The 15,521-nt window shown below is 38.0% G+C and carries 13 protein-coding genes; all 13 read right to left on the minus strand.

Features of this window, described 5'->3' with window-relative positions:
- Positions 1-95: 95 nt before the first annotated feature.
- On the minus strand, positions 96-476 hold the full coding sequence (locus RGU12_RS11340; protein WP_309536192.1) for an OsmC family protein: 381 nt from the start codon (positions 474-476) through the stop codon (positions 96-98).
- A 52-nt stretch (positions 477-528) separates the two neighbouring features.
- Positions 529-1,527: an ABC transporter ATP-binding protein gene (locus RGU12_RS11345; protein WP_309536193.1), complete on the minus strand. Its 999-nt coding sequence runs from the start codon at positions 1,525-1,527 to the stop codon at positions 529-531.
- A gap of 1 nt (position 1,528) precedes the next feature.
- Positions 1,529-2,527, minus strand: a complete 999-nt coding sequence (locus RGU12_RS11350) for an ABC transporter ATP-binding protein (protein ID WP_309536194.1) — start codon at positions 2,525-2,527, stop codon at positions 1,529-1,531.
- A gap of 45 nt (positions 2,528-2,572) precedes the next feature.
- Positions 2,573-3,433 (minus strand): ABC transporter permease, encoded by an 861-nt coding sequence (locus RGU12_RS11355; RefSeq protein WP_309536307.1) that lies wholly within the window; start codon positions 3,431-3,433, stop codon positions 2,573-2,575.
- A 50-nt stretch (positions 3,434-3,483) separates the two neighbouring features.
- Positions 3,484-4,434, minus strand: coding sequence for a nickel ABC transporter permease (gene nikB, locus RGU12_RS11360; protein WP_309536195.1), 951 nt, complete (start codon positions 4,432-4,434; stop codon positions 3,484-3,486).
- Positions 4,435-4,533: 99 nt separating this feature from the next.
- Positions 4,534-6,105 carry an ABC transporter substrate-binding protein gene (locus RGU12_RS11365; protein ID WP_309536196.1) on the minus strand — a complete coding sequence of 524 codons (1,572 nt, stop codon included), beginning with the start codon at positions 6,103-6,105 and terminating at the stop codon, positions 4,534-4,536.
- Positions 6,106-6,293: 188 nt separating this feature from the next.
- On the minus strand, positions 6,294-8,399 hold the full coding sequence (locus tag RGU12_RS11370) for an MMPL family transporter (RefSeq protein WP_309536308.1): 2,106 nt from the start codon (positions 8,397-8,399) through the stop codon (positions 6,294-6,296).
- Positions 8,400-8,511: 112 nt separating this feature from the next.
- The gene (locus tag RGU12_RS11375; RefSeq protein WP_309536197.1) at positions 8,512-9,087 is read right to left on the minus strand and encodes a TetR/AcrR family transcriptional regulator; all 576 of its coding nucleotides are present in this window, start codon (positions 9,085-9,087) and stop codon (positions 8,512-8,514) included.
- Positions 9,088-9,334: 247 nt separating this feature from the next.
- Positions 9,335-10,522 (minus strand): amidohydrolase, encoded by a 1,188-nt coding sequence (locus RGU12_RS11380; RefSeq protein ID WP_309536198.1) that lies wholly within the window; start codon positions 10,520-10,522, stop codon positions 9,335-9,337.
- Positions 10,523-10,545: 23 nt separating this feature from the next.
- Complete coding sequence (locus RGU12_RS11385; protein ID WP_309536199.1) at positions 10,546-11,988, minus strand: MFS transporter; 1,443 nt, start codon at positions 11,986-11,988, stop codon at positions 10,546-10,548.
- Positions 11,989-12,462: 474 nt separating this feature from the next.
- Entirely contained in the window at positions 12,463-12,699 is a 237-nt protein-coding gene (locus RGU12_RS11390) for a hypothetical protein (protein WP_116354641.1), read from the minus strand.
- 68 nt (positions 12,700-12,767) lie between these two features.
- Positions 12,768-14,141 carry a 23S rRNA (uracil(1939)-C(5))-methyltransferase RlmD gene (rlmD, locus tag RGU12_RS11395; RefSeq protein ID WP_309536200.1) on the minus strand — a complete coding sequence of 458 codons (1,374 nt, stop codon included), beginning with the start codon at positions 14,139-14,141 and terminating at the stop codon, positions 12,768-12,770.
- 379 nt (positions 14,142-14,520) lie between these two features.
- On the minus strand, positions 14,521-15,432 hold the full coding sequence (locus RGU12_RS11400) for a diacylglycerol kinase (protein ID WP_309536201.1): 912 nt from the start codon (positions 15,430-15,432) through the stop codon (positions 14,521-14,523).
- Positions 15,433-15,521: the final 89 nt, after the last annotated feature.

Consider the following 15,521-nt stretch of genomic DNA (forward strand, 5'->3'; position numbering starts at 1 on the left):
CGTTTACGACGCACTAGCCTAAAATTGACAGGTAAAAAAAGCCTGCACCATCTTCGGTGTAGGCTTTTTTTCATCAACTTATTCTTATTATAGGGTTAATTAATTTTAACCTGAGCACCTCTTGTAACAGTGTTACTGATTGTACATGCTCTTTCTGCAGATACAATAATTTTACGTTTATATTCATCTGATAACTGGTCGGGAAGTGTAATCGACACATTAAACTTTTCAAAGCGAGAAGGACTGTTTGCTGCTTTAATGCCTGTTACTTCTACGGAGAACTCACCGTCGTTAACCTCCACGCCGTCCCTCTCAAACATTCTTTGAATCACGATTGTCAAACACATTCCTATCGATGCTTCTAGTAACTCCTTTGGGTTTAATCCATTCGAATTTGGGGTAAAGCTACCCTCTACCTGAAGTCCTTCCTCATTGTAGATCCCAAAACTGCCATTTTCTTTTTTAATAAAAGCCATATCATTTTCCTCCAATCATAAAATTCTAACGCTATCAGTCTAGTTATGTTATCTACTCATACAAATGACAAGCAACATAATGGTTTGGAGCCATCTCTCTTTTTTGAGGGATTTCTGCTCTACAAATATCTTTTGCAAACGGACACCGAGTATGGAACATACAACCGGTTGGAGGGTTTAAAGGTGAAGGGATTTCCCCCTTCAATACAATTCTTTCCCTTTTTCGTGCTCGATGCTTACCTGGTACTGCAGAAAATAACGCCTGTGTATAAGGATGAAGTGGAGATTCAAATAAACTTTCTGTCGGAGCTTCCTCCACAATTTTACCTAAATACATAACACCGATTCGATCAGAAATATGACGAACTACACTAATATCATGGGTAATGAAAAGGTATGAAAGTTGAAATTCATCCTGTAGTTGTTGTAAAAGATTAATTACCTGTGATTGTATGGAAACATCTAATGCGGATACAGGCTCATCACAAATGATTATTTCCGGATTTGATATTAAAGCCCGAGCCAATCCAAGTCGCTGACGTTGCCCCCCTGAAAACTCATGTGGAAAGCGGTAATAGTGTTCAGCCTGCATTCCTACTTTGTCTAAAATTTCAAATACCCGTTCGCGTCGTTCATTTTGATTTGCCAATAATGAATGGATCGCCAAAGGTTCCTCCAAAGTATCACCAACGCGTATGCGAGGATTCAGTGAAGAAAACGGATCCTGGAAAACCATTTGAAGCTCTTTACGCACGGGGCGAAGTTCTTTCTTAGATAAATCAAATATATTTTTATTTTTGTAGAAGACCTTTCCCTCAGTTGGCTTTATTAAATTCATTGCCGTTCTACCTGTTGTGCTCTTTCCACTTCCTGATTCTCCAACTAACCCGTATGTCTCTCCTTTAAAAACTTTAAACGACACATCGTTTACTGCTTTAACCTGACCTTTAATTCCACCCAAACGTCCAAGTGGCCCGGTTACAGGAAAGTACTTTTTAATACCTTGAACATCTAAAATTGGCTCATTTCCACTAGTAGATTGAAGAGTCATATTATCCCTCCTCATGTTGGGCAATTTTCTCAAAATGCCAGCACCTTACTTTTTTATCGCCTTCATATATTCTTAATTCCGGAGCACTTTCTCTACAAAGTTCATCTGCAAATGGACAACGATCAGCAAAACGACATCCTTTAGGAATATTATCTAATGAAGGTACAGTCCCCTCAATTACATGAAGTTTTTGCGAACGATCCCCTTCTAATTGAGGAATAGATTTCATTAACCCTTGTGTATATGGATGAAGCGGTTTTGAGAAAAGGCTATCTACATCCGTTTCCTCTACAACCTGACCAAGATACATTACCATTACACGGGTACATATTTCAGAGACAACCCCTAAATCATGCGTAATAAAGATAACACCCATTCCAAGTTTCTCGTTTAACTCCAAGATTAAATCCAAAATTTGAGATTGAATAGTAACATCCAAGGCAGTCGTCGGTTCATCTGCAATTAACAATTTAGGATGACAAGATAAAGCCATAGCAATCATTACACGTTGCTGCATACCACCTGAAAGCTGGTGTGGGTACTCATTCACTCGCTTTTCAGGTGCTGGTATTCCTGTGAGTCTTAACATTTCAATTGCCTTTTCAGTCGCCACTTTTTTCGTCACCTTCTGGTGCAACATAATTGATTCTGAAATTTGATTACCAATTGTATATACGGGGTTTAATGAACTAAGTGGATCTTGAAAAATCATGGAGATATCATTTCCGCGAATTTTTTGCATCTGTGAGATTGGCAGGTCTAGCAAATTCTGCCCACTAAGTTCGATTTCACCTTCATATTCTGCAGTATACTTTTCATCAAATAATCTCATGATTGACTGGGACATGACACTTTTTCCGCATCCAGATTCCCCAACGACACCAAGAATCTCACCTTTATCCACTTGAAAACTGATTCCATCAACAGCAGTTACACGCCCCCGCTCTGTATGAAAATGAGTTCTTAGGTTTTTCACGTTTAATAAAGGCTGCTTCTCCATGAATATACCTTCCTTTTTATAATCTATGTTCATTCAAATAGATTTCTATTTTTTCCTTGATGAATGTGGGTCTAATAAATCTCTTAAACCATCACCTAGAAGATTTAAACCTAATACAGATAAAATAATCGCAATACCCGGGAACACAACCATCCACCAAGCCTTAAAAATGACTAGTTTACCTGCCTGTAAAATATTTCCCCAACTTGGGTCGGGTACCGGTACCCCTGCCCCTAGAAAACTAAGTGCAGCTTCGGAGATAATGGTTTCCGCAAAAACAAATGTTGCTTGTACAACAAGAGGTGATATGGTGTTTGGAGCAATATGTCTCCATATAATACGGAATGTACTTGCACCTTGCGCGTTCATCGCTTCGATATACGTTTGTTCACGCACAACTAAAGCTGAAGAACGAACAATCCGAGCAATGTTTGGAGTAAATACGATACTTAAAGCAATGATGACATTCATGGCTGATGGTCCTAATGCTGCCATTAAAGCAATCGCCAAAAGAATCCCTGGAATAGCCATTAACCCATCACAAATGCGCATTAAAATATGATCTAACACTCGATAATAACTTGCATATAGTCCAATAATCATACCTAAAATTGATGAGATAACCGTTACCGCCAAACCTACTCCAATTGACACTCTAGCACCATAGACAATCCGGGTTAGAAGGTCACGGCCATACTCATCAGTCCCTAGTAAATGCTCCGCACCAGGTGCTTGTAGTCTTTGTGCTACTTTCATCTCATATGGATCAAAGGACATAAGGGAAGGACCTATTAGCGAAACCAGAATTAGGACAACAAATATGGCACTTCCAATGACCATTAGTTTATTCGAGAAAAACCTTTTTACCATTAATTGGCGCTGTTGCTTTTTTAAGTTTACTTTCATCTCATGGAATTTGTTTTCTCTATCTATTACCACCCGGTCAAACCTCCCCTCTATTTTTTATCGAGCCTAACCCTTGGGTCAATGACACCATATAGTAAATCAACGATAAGGTTAATAAATACATATATTAACGTAACGAATAATACGACGCCTTGTATAACAGCAAAATCTCTTCTTTCAATTGAGTTAATAATAAGCTGACCTAAGCCCGGTAAGTTAAAAATCGTTTCTACAACTACTGCACCTGTCACTAATGTACCAAAGGATTGGCCGATTACAGTAAGAATAGGCAGGAATGCATTTCGTAGTGCATGTTTAAATATTACTTTCCTTTCTTTTACACCTTTAGCACGAGCAGTTTTTATGAAGTTCTTATTTAATACCTCAAGCATCGATGAACGGGTCATGCGAGCAACAAGTGCTGCTTGTATCGTTCCTAAAGCAATTGCTGGAAGAATCAAATATCTAATATGATTCCACAGACCTTCACTTAAGGGGTCATAACCAGCTACTGGAAGCCATTGTAAATACACACCGAACGTTAACATGAGTAACAATCCAAGTAAAAAGCTTGGAACCGCCATTCCTAATAAGGAAATAATCATTAGTGATTGATCGGTAACAGAACCCCTACGATACGCTGCAATAATTCCAATTGGAATGGCAAGAAGTAAGGAAACAATCTCAGCTAAAATCGCTAGTGATACAGTGGGACCAAGATGATTCAGAATCGATTCTGTCACTGGCTCATTCATAAAATAGGAATCACCAAAATCCCCCTGAAGAACTCCAGTAACCCAGTTCACATACTGTTGATAGATTGGTAGGTTTAGTCCCATTTCCTCATTCAATTTTTGAATTTGTTCTTCGGATGCTTCGATTCCTAGGATTGCAGCAGCCGGATCACCAGGAGTGAGATGGACAATTAAAAAAATGGCTACTGACACAACAAATAAAACTGGAATGAGTGATAATATTCTTTTAATAATATAACTAATCAAAGGAGATTCCCCCTTTTAGAATTTGAAAAATATAATAGAACACATAATCCTCCAATGCAATGGTGCATTGGAGGACCTGTACTCTTTTAAAATCAATGTTTATTCAATTACTTTTGTATTCCATATGATTGGAGCTTCAAAGACTTCGAAACCTTCAAGTTTATCAGTTGTTGCAAGAATACTTTTATACTGTCCAATTGCAGTTGAAGATAGGGTCTCGTAAAGATACCCTTGTAATTCTTCCCATTTTGCTGATGATTCTTCTTGTGTTGGGGCTTGTCTAATCGCTTTAATTAATTCTGTTACCTTCGGATCATTTAGCCCTGCCCACTCAGGATTAACAGCTAACAATTGTGGAGGAGTTAACTGATAACCATTACTTGTAATAAAGATATCCCATTTTGTGAAATCATTTTTAGTTTCTAAGAAAGTTGGGAAATCGAAGCTATCGATTTTCACATTCATACCTAGTTGTCTTAACTGCTCTTGAACAACAGTTGTTGCAGTACTCATTTCAGCATAGTCACCTGTTGTTAATAAAGTAATTTCTTCACCGTTATAACCAGCTTCTTTTAATAAAGATTTTGCTTTCTCAAGGTCTGCTTGGTTATATACATCCTTACCAGCATCCGTATTCCATTGAACCGCATTAGGATTCATGTATCCTGGTTCTAATGTATAAAGATCTTCATTTACGAAGCTTGCCATCATAATTTCATCCATATTTAATGCAGTATTTACTGCTTGTCTCATTTTAACGTCAGCTAAAGCGCCATTGTTCGTATTAAAAAATAGTGTAAGTGTCCCACCAACAAAAGTGTGAACTTCCACGTTATCTAAACTGTTAAGCTGTTCATAGCTTTCTGTTGGTATACTGTCAGCGATGTCGTACTCACCTGTTTGAATACCAGCAATACGTGTTGAATGATCTGTTACAAAATGATAAAAAACATCATTTACAAATGCTTCTTTTTTACCAGCAAATCCGCTTGGCTCTTCATCAACAGATTGGTAATCTTCATATTTGACCAAATGGATGTACTGGTCTTGTTTCCACTCCTCAAATTTGAACGGACCTGTTCCGATATATTCAGTTATCCCTTCAGCAGGAGCCGACTCAATTATTTCTTTTGGCATAATTGCAGGGAAATTCGATTGTGATGACATCACAATTAATACGTCAGATGTCGCATTTTCTAAACTTAATTTAACTGTGTATGGTCCCTCTGCTGCAAAGTTTGCGTTAGTCAAAAGGGATTTCGCACGAGAAGATTTTTCCAACCAGCGATTCATTGAAGCGACAACATCTTCTGAAGTCATTTCTTTACCGTTATGAAATTTAATACCTTCTCTTAGTGTAAAAGTGTATGTTTTACCATCTTCACTTACATCAACAGATTTTGCTAACATTGGTGTTGGCTCATAATCCTTATTTAATGTATAAAGTGTTTCAAATACATTGCCAGCTATATCTAAAGCAACTTGTGATACAGTCATGGCAGAATCTAATGTTGGAGGCTGTGCTGTTACTGCAATATTTATTTCATCTTTATAGGTTTTCTTATCTTCAGAAGCCCCTTTTTTACCTTCGGACCCTCCATTGCTGCATCCTATCAATGCTAAAGCTAATACAAAAAGCAGAAATATAATTCCAACTTTTTTATTTATCATTTTTTTGTTACCCCCACTACAGTTTTTTTATTTAAATTAAGAAATACCGAGTAAACACCTAGGTTTTTCTGAAATTATATTAGACTATTAATTTATATATGTCAATCTATTAAATTAGTAAAGCATTTAATAGGGATGGAATGCAAAAGAAGGCCTTTATCACAATTGATAAAGGCCTTCTTTTAGTATCATTCCTTACTTACAGCTTTTTCTTTTTCCAATAAAACAATTAAACCTGGTAATAGCACTCCACGAATTAAGAAGGTATCTAACAGAATCCCCACAGCAACAATAAAGCCGAACACAAATAGTAATTGAACGGGCTGTGTCATTAGAACAGCAAATGTTGCGGCTAAGATGATACCCGCGGAAGAGATAACTCCTCCTGTTTTAGATACAGCGATTTGTACGGCTTCTTTAACAGAATGGTTTCTTCGCTCCTCCTGGAATCTTGAAATAAGCATGATGTTATAGTCAATGCCAAGTGCAACGAGAAATACGAACGAATACAATGGTACCCTGTTACTGATCGTTTCGATATCAAAGAATAGATTTGTTAAGAACATCCCTAATCCTAACGCTGCTAAAAATGACACTAAGATTGTTCCCATCATATAGATTGGCATTTTAAAGGACTTCGTTAACACAATCAACATCCCAAAAATCAAGATTGTCTCTAGCAACACTATTAAAATGACATCTCTGTTGTTCACATTTCGGTCATCCACTTTTGTTGCCGTTTCGCCTGCAAAATAAAGTTCTCCGGCTATATTTGCATTTGCTAGAATTGTGTCAGAGTTATTAATCATCTGTTCCATCGCATCAATTGTTTTGACGTCATATGGTCCTTCTTCAAACGTTAAGCTGAAGTTTATGACTTTATTGTCTTCAGCAATTCCGTTGATCCTGACATCACTTACAAGTTCTTGTTCTAGCAACTCATTTTGTAATGCATCTTGTTCTTCCTTCGTTAACGCTTCTTTTCCTTCATACAAGACTGTTGACGGTGCGAGATCACCCTTCGCGAATTTCTCCTCAATTAACTCATAGCCTTGTCGTGATGGCATATCCTCTGGAAAAGACTTCATCGTATCAAACTCATAGGTGAGGTTAAACATATTGGCTGCTGAAATTAGAAGGAAAATGCTAATAATCGCAACCGATAGCCCTGGCTTTTTAACAACCATCCGACCAATTTTACTCCAGATGGAATTGTCTTTCACTTTTTCATCTCCAACCTTTGGAACCTTTGGCCAGAAAGATTTTCGGCCGAAAAGTGTAAAAAGAGCTGGTACTAACGTGATCGAAGCGAGCATAATGATCACCATCGTTGTCGCAAAGGTCGGTGCAAAATTTCGATAGTCTCCGAATTCAGCGAAGAATAGAACAAGCATTGCTGCTAAAACCGTTCCTCCAGAGAAAAAGACCGGCATCCCTGTTTCCTTCATTGCAGCACGCATTGCATCGTATTTATTTTCATGCCCCTTCAATTCTTCACGGAATCGAGAAAAAATAAAGAGCGAATAATCAATTACTGCCGCAAACAATAAAATGGACATGATTGAAATCGTTTGATTACTTAATAGTAGACCAGCCTTCCCTAAAATACCAAGCGTTTGCATTACGACTTCATATACAAAAACTGCAGCTAATAACGGTATTAACGCAAGAAGGGGTGAACGATAAATGACAATTAATAAAATTAAAATTAAGCCAACTGTTGAAAGAATTAAAACTAGGTCTGCCCTTGAAAATAAATCAAGTGAGTCTGTTGCAATTCCCGCAGGACCTGTCACATACAAAGTTAAATCCGTATTTCCCTCTACAACTTCGATGATTTGATCCTTTGAATCTCGAACTTCCTTTGTTTCGAGTGAAGGATCAAAGATGATTGGAAGTAGTGCCGTTGTTTGATCTTCTGAGAAAAATCCAGTAGCTGCTTGTGGCGGTAAAGAAGCCAACGGAACTACCTGCTCAACTCCTTGAATGTTTGCTTCCTCGATATGATTGAATACATTGACAAGGTCTGCAAATTCCAATTGACCATCCTTCGCTTGAAAAACTAATATTCCCGGCGTTCCATCGCTATCCTTGAAATACTCATCCACCTTATTTTTGGCAAGAACGGATTTTGCATCTTCAGTCAAAGAATCAATCCTCGTAACCTCATAATCCTTTGCATTTGGTGCAAAAACAGCCAATGCCATCGTAATAATTAACCAGCTGGCTAATGTAATCCACATTCCTTTTTTGGTGGAGACTTTATCTGTAATAGCTTGTAACATCTGTTTCAGAACGATTCAACTCCTTAGTTTGTATTTTTAAGGTGACACTCGCGTCACTTTAAGCAAAAAAAATGACACTGTTGTCACCATTATTATCTTTTATAAGTGACATCTGTGTCAATTAAAAATCTTTGTAAATTCCATGACAAATCATTTGCTTAATCGATTCAACCCACACCTCATGTGGAATGCCAAAATGATTCGGTATGGCGACTGATTGAAAAATGTATCCTAATATCAAAGGTTCCGGTATCTTTGTGTTGAGTAAGTTTTCGTACTTCCCCGCCTCAATGAAGCCCTGAACATATTGGTACATCTGAAGATGGTAACCCTCGAGTCTCAGTATATTTTCTTTCACTTTTGCGTTTGTATGGACCGGAACACGTTTACCAATTTCTATTATTTGATGAAGCTCCGGATTTTTAAACATGAGATTCAGAAGAAAATTAAATTGAGCATTGAACCCTTCGATTGTATTGATTTCTTTTAGCTCATGAAGAAATTGCTCCATTTTAAAAAGCATATATTCCGTGATTAATTCTTCCTTGTTCTCAAAATATTTATAGATGGCTCCACGAGAAACCTGTAATTGATCCGCCACCAAACTAAACTGGAACCCTTCATAATGATGTGCCAGAAGCAATTCCTCGGTTATCTGAAATAATTCCTCTGTTGTAAATTTACGCTCACGAGCCATACCTTTCACCCCACCTCATTATAGAACAAGTTTTTCAAAAAGAGAATGAGTTGGCTTGGAATTGACAATTTATCGTCACTTTATGACTAGTACAGCACGAATTCCATCCTACTTGGTACTACTCATTTTATTTAAACAAGCGCTTGATTGATTTTCTAAACCGTTGAAAAACTTAAGAAAACCCATTAAACAAACGATTGTTTGAAAATGGGTTTTCCCGAAAATGACGGATTAGTACAGATTGTTTTTAGCTTAGCTCGTAAAATCCACAAACAACATGTCCCACTGCTTTTGCTGCAACAAGGAGTGCATCTTCATCAATATCAAACTTAGGATGATGATTGAAGTATGGATCCTTTTCACCCTTTGGTGTACATGCAATGTAGAAGAAACATGAAGGGAATTTTTTTGCATAATAAGCAAAATCTTCAGATGGTGCCATCGGCGGGAATTCTTTCACTTCTTTAATATCTTTGTCATTTGCATTTTTTAGATACTCTGCGACTTTTTCAGATATTTCAGGATCATTGTATAGAGGCGGGTAATCATTTTCATAGGTAAGCTCACATGTTACCCCAAATTCTTCCTCTAGCCCCTTTGCAAGACGTTTAATTTCATGTTCAATTTTTTCCTTTGTTTCATCTGTCATATAACGAATGTCGCCTTCCAGCTCTACGCTGTCCTTAATGACATTAAAGGTTCCTTTTCCATCAAATGAGCCGATCGTAATAACACCATTTTCAAATGGACTTAAACGACGACTAATAATCGTTTGAGCCGCTGTTACAAAATGGGCACCTGCCACAATTGCATCATTCGCTAGATGTGGTGATGAACCATGTCCACCTCTACCTTGAACTTTTAATTTCATATAAGCCCTACCATTGAAAGAAAATCCTGCGTGATACCCAACCAACCCTGCAGGACCTAGTGGAAGCAAATGAATTCCGAATACATGATCCAGATCATCCAGTATGCCAGATTCTACAATACTTTTTGCCCCACCTGGTGGAACTTCTTCCGCGTGTTGGTGAATAATTTTGATGGTGCCTGGTATTTCATCCTTTAATTGAATTAAGCAATCCGCTAGTACTAATAAGTATGCTGTATGACCATCATGACCACATGCATGCATGACACCTTCATTTTTTGATTTAAAAGGTACATCCGCTTCCTCAACAATAGGAAGTGCATCAAAATCTGCACGTAGACCAATGTTTTTCCCTGACTTTCCACCTTTTATTGTTACAACAATTCCATAGCCATTTCCAACATTGGACTGAATTTCTACGTCCTTCCCTTTATAAAAGTCAAGGATATATTGGGCTGTTTTTTCTTCTTTGAAGGATAATTCAGGATTTTCATGAAGATGTCTGCGAATTTCAATCATTTCATCCTTACGTGACTCTAACATTTCCATTAATTGATCTTTCATTGTCCTATACTCCTTTTCACTACCTATTCTGGAACAGGCTCGTGAGTTGTTGTTTTTTTAGAAGTTAGATTTGGTTTTACCTCTTTGGCAGTTTTACCTGCATCTTTTGGAACCATAACCATTATCGAGATAATTGATAGGATACCAAAAATCACATTAACAATGATACCTACTGTAGCTGCCCATTCAAGGTTGCCTTTTGCTGCTATTGCCGCGTAAGCTGCTGTAGAAATTGCAACACCAAATGCACTACCTAGCGAACTTGCCATTTTATAAACACCAGCTGCTTCGCCAACTTTATCAGCCGGGGCATTTGATACCGATGTATCTGTTGATGGGGTTGCATAAATACCAAGTCCGAGTCCAAATAAAGCAAACCCAATAAAAACAGCAATTGTATAAGAAAAGCCAGGTAAAAATGTTAAGCCCATTAACCCTACACCAACCGTGGTAATGAGCGCACCCCAAATCATCGGCTTTTTTGCGCCTACTTTTTGTAATATTTTCTCACCGACACGAATCATGGCAAGCACAGTAACTAAATAGCCTAATGACAACATTCCGGATTGGAATGAACTGAAACCTCGTCCTACTTGTACATACGTGTTTGCCACGACTAAGGTACCCGCAATAGCATTTAGTAAAAAATTCGAGACTGTGGCACCCGTATACGGCGCATTTTTAAACACAGCAAAGTCAATAAGGACAATATCTTTGCTCTTTTCTACCTTAATGAAAACAAGCAGACCTATAATCGTTACAGCTACAAGAAGTAATGAAACCGGGCTTGCCCATCCTAAATCTGATCCATACGTAATAAATATATTCAAGGCAATCATCGTCACGATAAAAATAGCTAATCCCGTGTAATCAAATTTAAACTTACCTGAGGATGGTTGCTTACTTTCTGGTGTATCCTTTAGTAAAAACATCCCAACAACCGCAAAGATAATGGAGAAAACGAAAATCCATCTCCACCCTAGTGATGTGGCAATTGCACCACCGGCAAATGAAGCAACGCCCGAACCTCCCCAAGAACCGATTGACCAATAGCTTAATGCTCGTTGACGTTCTGCCCCCTCGAAATAAGCCTTCATTAATGCGATGGTGGATGGCATAATACATGCAGCTGATAGACCTATAATCACACGTCCAATAATGAGCAGTGCAGAACCTTGAGTTATCACTAGACAAAGTGAACCAATTATACTCAAAACAAACCCAATATTGGCGATCTTTTTACGGCCTACTTTGTCAGCAAGGCCACCGGCAGCAACGATAAACATGCCTGAGAATAAAGCCGACAAACTGATGGCAATATTCAACGTTCCTAGTGAAATCCCTAAATCTTTTTGTACAGCAGGGACTACATTCACCATTGCTTGGGCAAATAGCCAGAATGTAATAACACCAAACACAATTCCGATAATCATTTTATTTGTACCTTTATAAGCAGTTGATTCCATGTTATGTAACCTCCTTTTGATACTATAATTCCCGTACATAGGCGCTTAATTCTATGTAAAATGTGAAAATTATTAGGCATCAAAGTTGGCGTTAATAAGAGGGTATATCGAATAATAATCAGATAAGCTTGTCCATGGGTAGTTTTATATTGAAACGAAAAATAGCTTAGCCATCAACAGTAATAAATCTTCTTTATGTTTGTCACAGGCATATAAAAAAGGCCTGTATCCCTTACGATACAAGCCTTTTCTCTTCATATCTTCTTCCCTTAAACCTTATAAAGCAGACTAGTACAGCAAGCATTTGGGACTCCTCGTCACGACTATTTTAATTCAAACAAACGTTTGATTGAATTTGCAAGTCATTAATTTAACTGGAAAAAACCGTTAAACAAATGTTTGTTTGAAAATATGTTTTTGCAAAAAAGGCCGATTAGTACAGATTATTTTTAGAAATTTATCGGGTTGTATATGCTACGGAAGCATATTTAATTTATCGGAATAACGTTTTTCATTAAACGGAACTTGATTTTTTAGGATATCGTACATTTCTTCAACAAGTACCCTGCCTATCATTTCTTTAGATTCTATATCGGAGTAACCCATATCCATTAACCGTTCCATCGTTTCTTTTGTAATCTTTGGATCATTTATTTGGATTTGGTTATCTACAATTTCAAGGATTTTAGACTTTAATTTCAAATTGGCCAATTCTACCACTCCTCCAGTATTTCATCGTTACTCTTCTAGGACGAGACTTTCCCCACCCTACAATTTTGTTATTTTAAAACTAATTTGGCTACTGCTTCGCAGTGAACCGTGTGTGGGAACATATCCACTGGTTGTACTTCAGTCGTTTCATATCCACCGTCTTCTAGTATCCGTAGGTCCCTTGCAAGTGTTGCTGGGTTACAGGAAACATACACGACTTTCCGTGGTTTCATTTTTAAAATGGTTTGTAATAATGCAGCATCACAGCCCTTACGTGGGGGGTCAACGACGATCACATCCGCTTTAACCCCATCCTTATACCAGTTCGGGATGACAACCTCAGCTTCTCCAACTGCAAATTCTGCATTATGAATATTATTTAGTGCAGCGTTACGCTTCGCATCCTCAATCGCTTCTGGAACAATTTCGACACCGTATACCTTTTTGGCTTTTTGAGCTAGAAACAACGAGATTGTCCCTATCCCACAATAGGCATCAATAACAGTTTCTTTACCCGTTAACTCCGCATATTCCAATGCTTTATCATAAAGAACTTTTGTTTGCTCCGGATTAACTTGATAAAAAGACCGAGCAGAAATGGCAAATTTGATATCACCAATATTATCGTAAATATACTCTTCGCCCCAAAGGACATTTGTTTCATTACCAAATATCACATTCGTCTGTTTGGGGTTTATATTTTGCACGATTGATCTAACTCCAGGTAACTCAGTAGTAATATCCGAGATGATGTTATTTTTATGTGGGAGATCCTTCGTTCGCGTGATCAGAACGACCATTATTTCACCTGAGACAAGACCATAGCGTGCCATGATATGGCGAAGTGTACCCTTGTTGTTTTTTTCATCATAGGCTTGAATTCCATACTTCTCCAAGATTGTTTTTACGGTTTGCACAACTAAATCGTTCTTTTCTTGTTGGATAAGGCATGCTTCCATATCAATAATTTCATGGCTTCGCTGTTGGTAAAATCCTGCTACAAGTCCACCTTCTCTGTCTGCGACAGGAACCTGTGCCTTATTCCGATAACGCCAAGGATTTTCCATTCCAAGAACTGGATGAACGTTGATATTTTGGAGCTTTCCAATTCGAGTCAATACTTGCTGGACCTGTTTGTGTTTTGCCACCAACTGACCCTCATAGCTTAAATGCTGGAGTTGACAACCTCCGCATTCTTTATATATCGGACAAGGGGCATCGATTCGAAATTTGCTTTTCTCATAGAGCTCAATTAGCCGACCAAAGCCATAGTTTTTCTGCACCTTGATGACTTTGATTTTCGCTTTCTCGTCAGGAAGGCCATTTGGTACAAAAATCGGAAAACCCTCAATTTTCGCCACGCCCGCCCCATCATGAGTAAGATCCTCAAATGTGACATCATAATATGTATTTTTTTCAACTGGTGGTTTCAGTTTTGTCATTATGTATTCTTCCTTTGCGTTCAAAATGCTGAACTGATTGTAACATACTGGAGGGTAGTTGTGCCAACCGCTTCGTTATCTTCTAGCAGATACCCCATTTAAGTAATTTTCTTTCATTACAGGATACACTTTAGCCTTAATAAGTAAAACAAAGATAAGAAAAGGAACACAAATTATCAGCCCTATTAAAACAATTGGACCATAAATAAACGAACCAATTATTATCGCAATTGAATACTACAACCTATGTAAATATTATTATGGAAACCTCCTATACAGGCTACAAATTAATAAACTCTATTATAACCTTCTTTTTCCCTTATCAATATTGCTTGGTAAAAAGCAAAAAAACCTGACCTAAGGCCAGATTTTTCTCTACTTACTCTTTATCCATTTTCTCCGCTTTTTCCTTCGAAACCAACACATTAATATGCTGATACAAATTCACAAATTCGCCAGGCAGTAAGCCACCATATTCTCCATCAAGATTGATCTGCATTTTTTCTGTTGGGTTTACCTTAACGCGATTTGCTTTTGTGTAAATCACATGCGGGTCATTGATATGCTCTCCGCGTATCGCAAGCGTCGCCACCTTGATGAAATCCGCTAAGTTTGCCTTTTTTAAAATTAACAAATCAAACAATCCATCATTGAGCGATGAATCTGGTGCTAGCTTTTCAAAACCTCCAACAGAATTGGTTAAGGAAACGAGGAATAACATGATCTCGCCCTCATACAGCTTTCCATCATACTCAATGCTAACCTCGGTTGGACGTATAGACGGAAGCATCTCCATCCCTTTTAAATAATACGCAAGCTGTCCTAGCATCGTTTTCAGCTTACTTGGCACCTCATAGGTTAACTCGGTTAACCTTCCTCCGCCGGCAATATTGATAAAATATTTATCATTGATCCGACCTATATCAATCGGAACAGAGTTTCCTTCTATAATTACATCACAAGCACCCTCAATATTTCGAGGCACCCCAATTGCACGGGCAAAGTCGTTAGTTGTACCAACTGGAATAATCCCTAGAGTTGGACGGTATTCCTGTTCGGCCAGACCATTAACAACTTCATTGATCGTCCCATCTCCACCGGCAGCTATAACAAGGTCATACTTCCTTTCAACTGCGATTCGTGCAGCATTGGTTGCATCCCCGGCTCCAGTTGTCGCATGGCATGAGGTTTCAAATCCTGCTCTTTCTAATTTCTCTAATACCTCAGGCAAATGTCGTTTGAACAACTCTCTTCCTGAGGTTGGGTTATATATAATACGTGCCCTCTTCATTCTCATCATCCTAAATAAGATAGTCAATCATCTATGTTACATGATAGCCTATCCAATCGATTTAATCAATTTTGACACTAGCAAAAAAA

Source organism: Ferdinandcohnia sp. QZ13 (assembly GCF_031324165.1).
Lineage (GTDB): Bacteria > Bacillota > Bacilli > Bacillales > Bacillaceae_L > Ferdinandcohnia.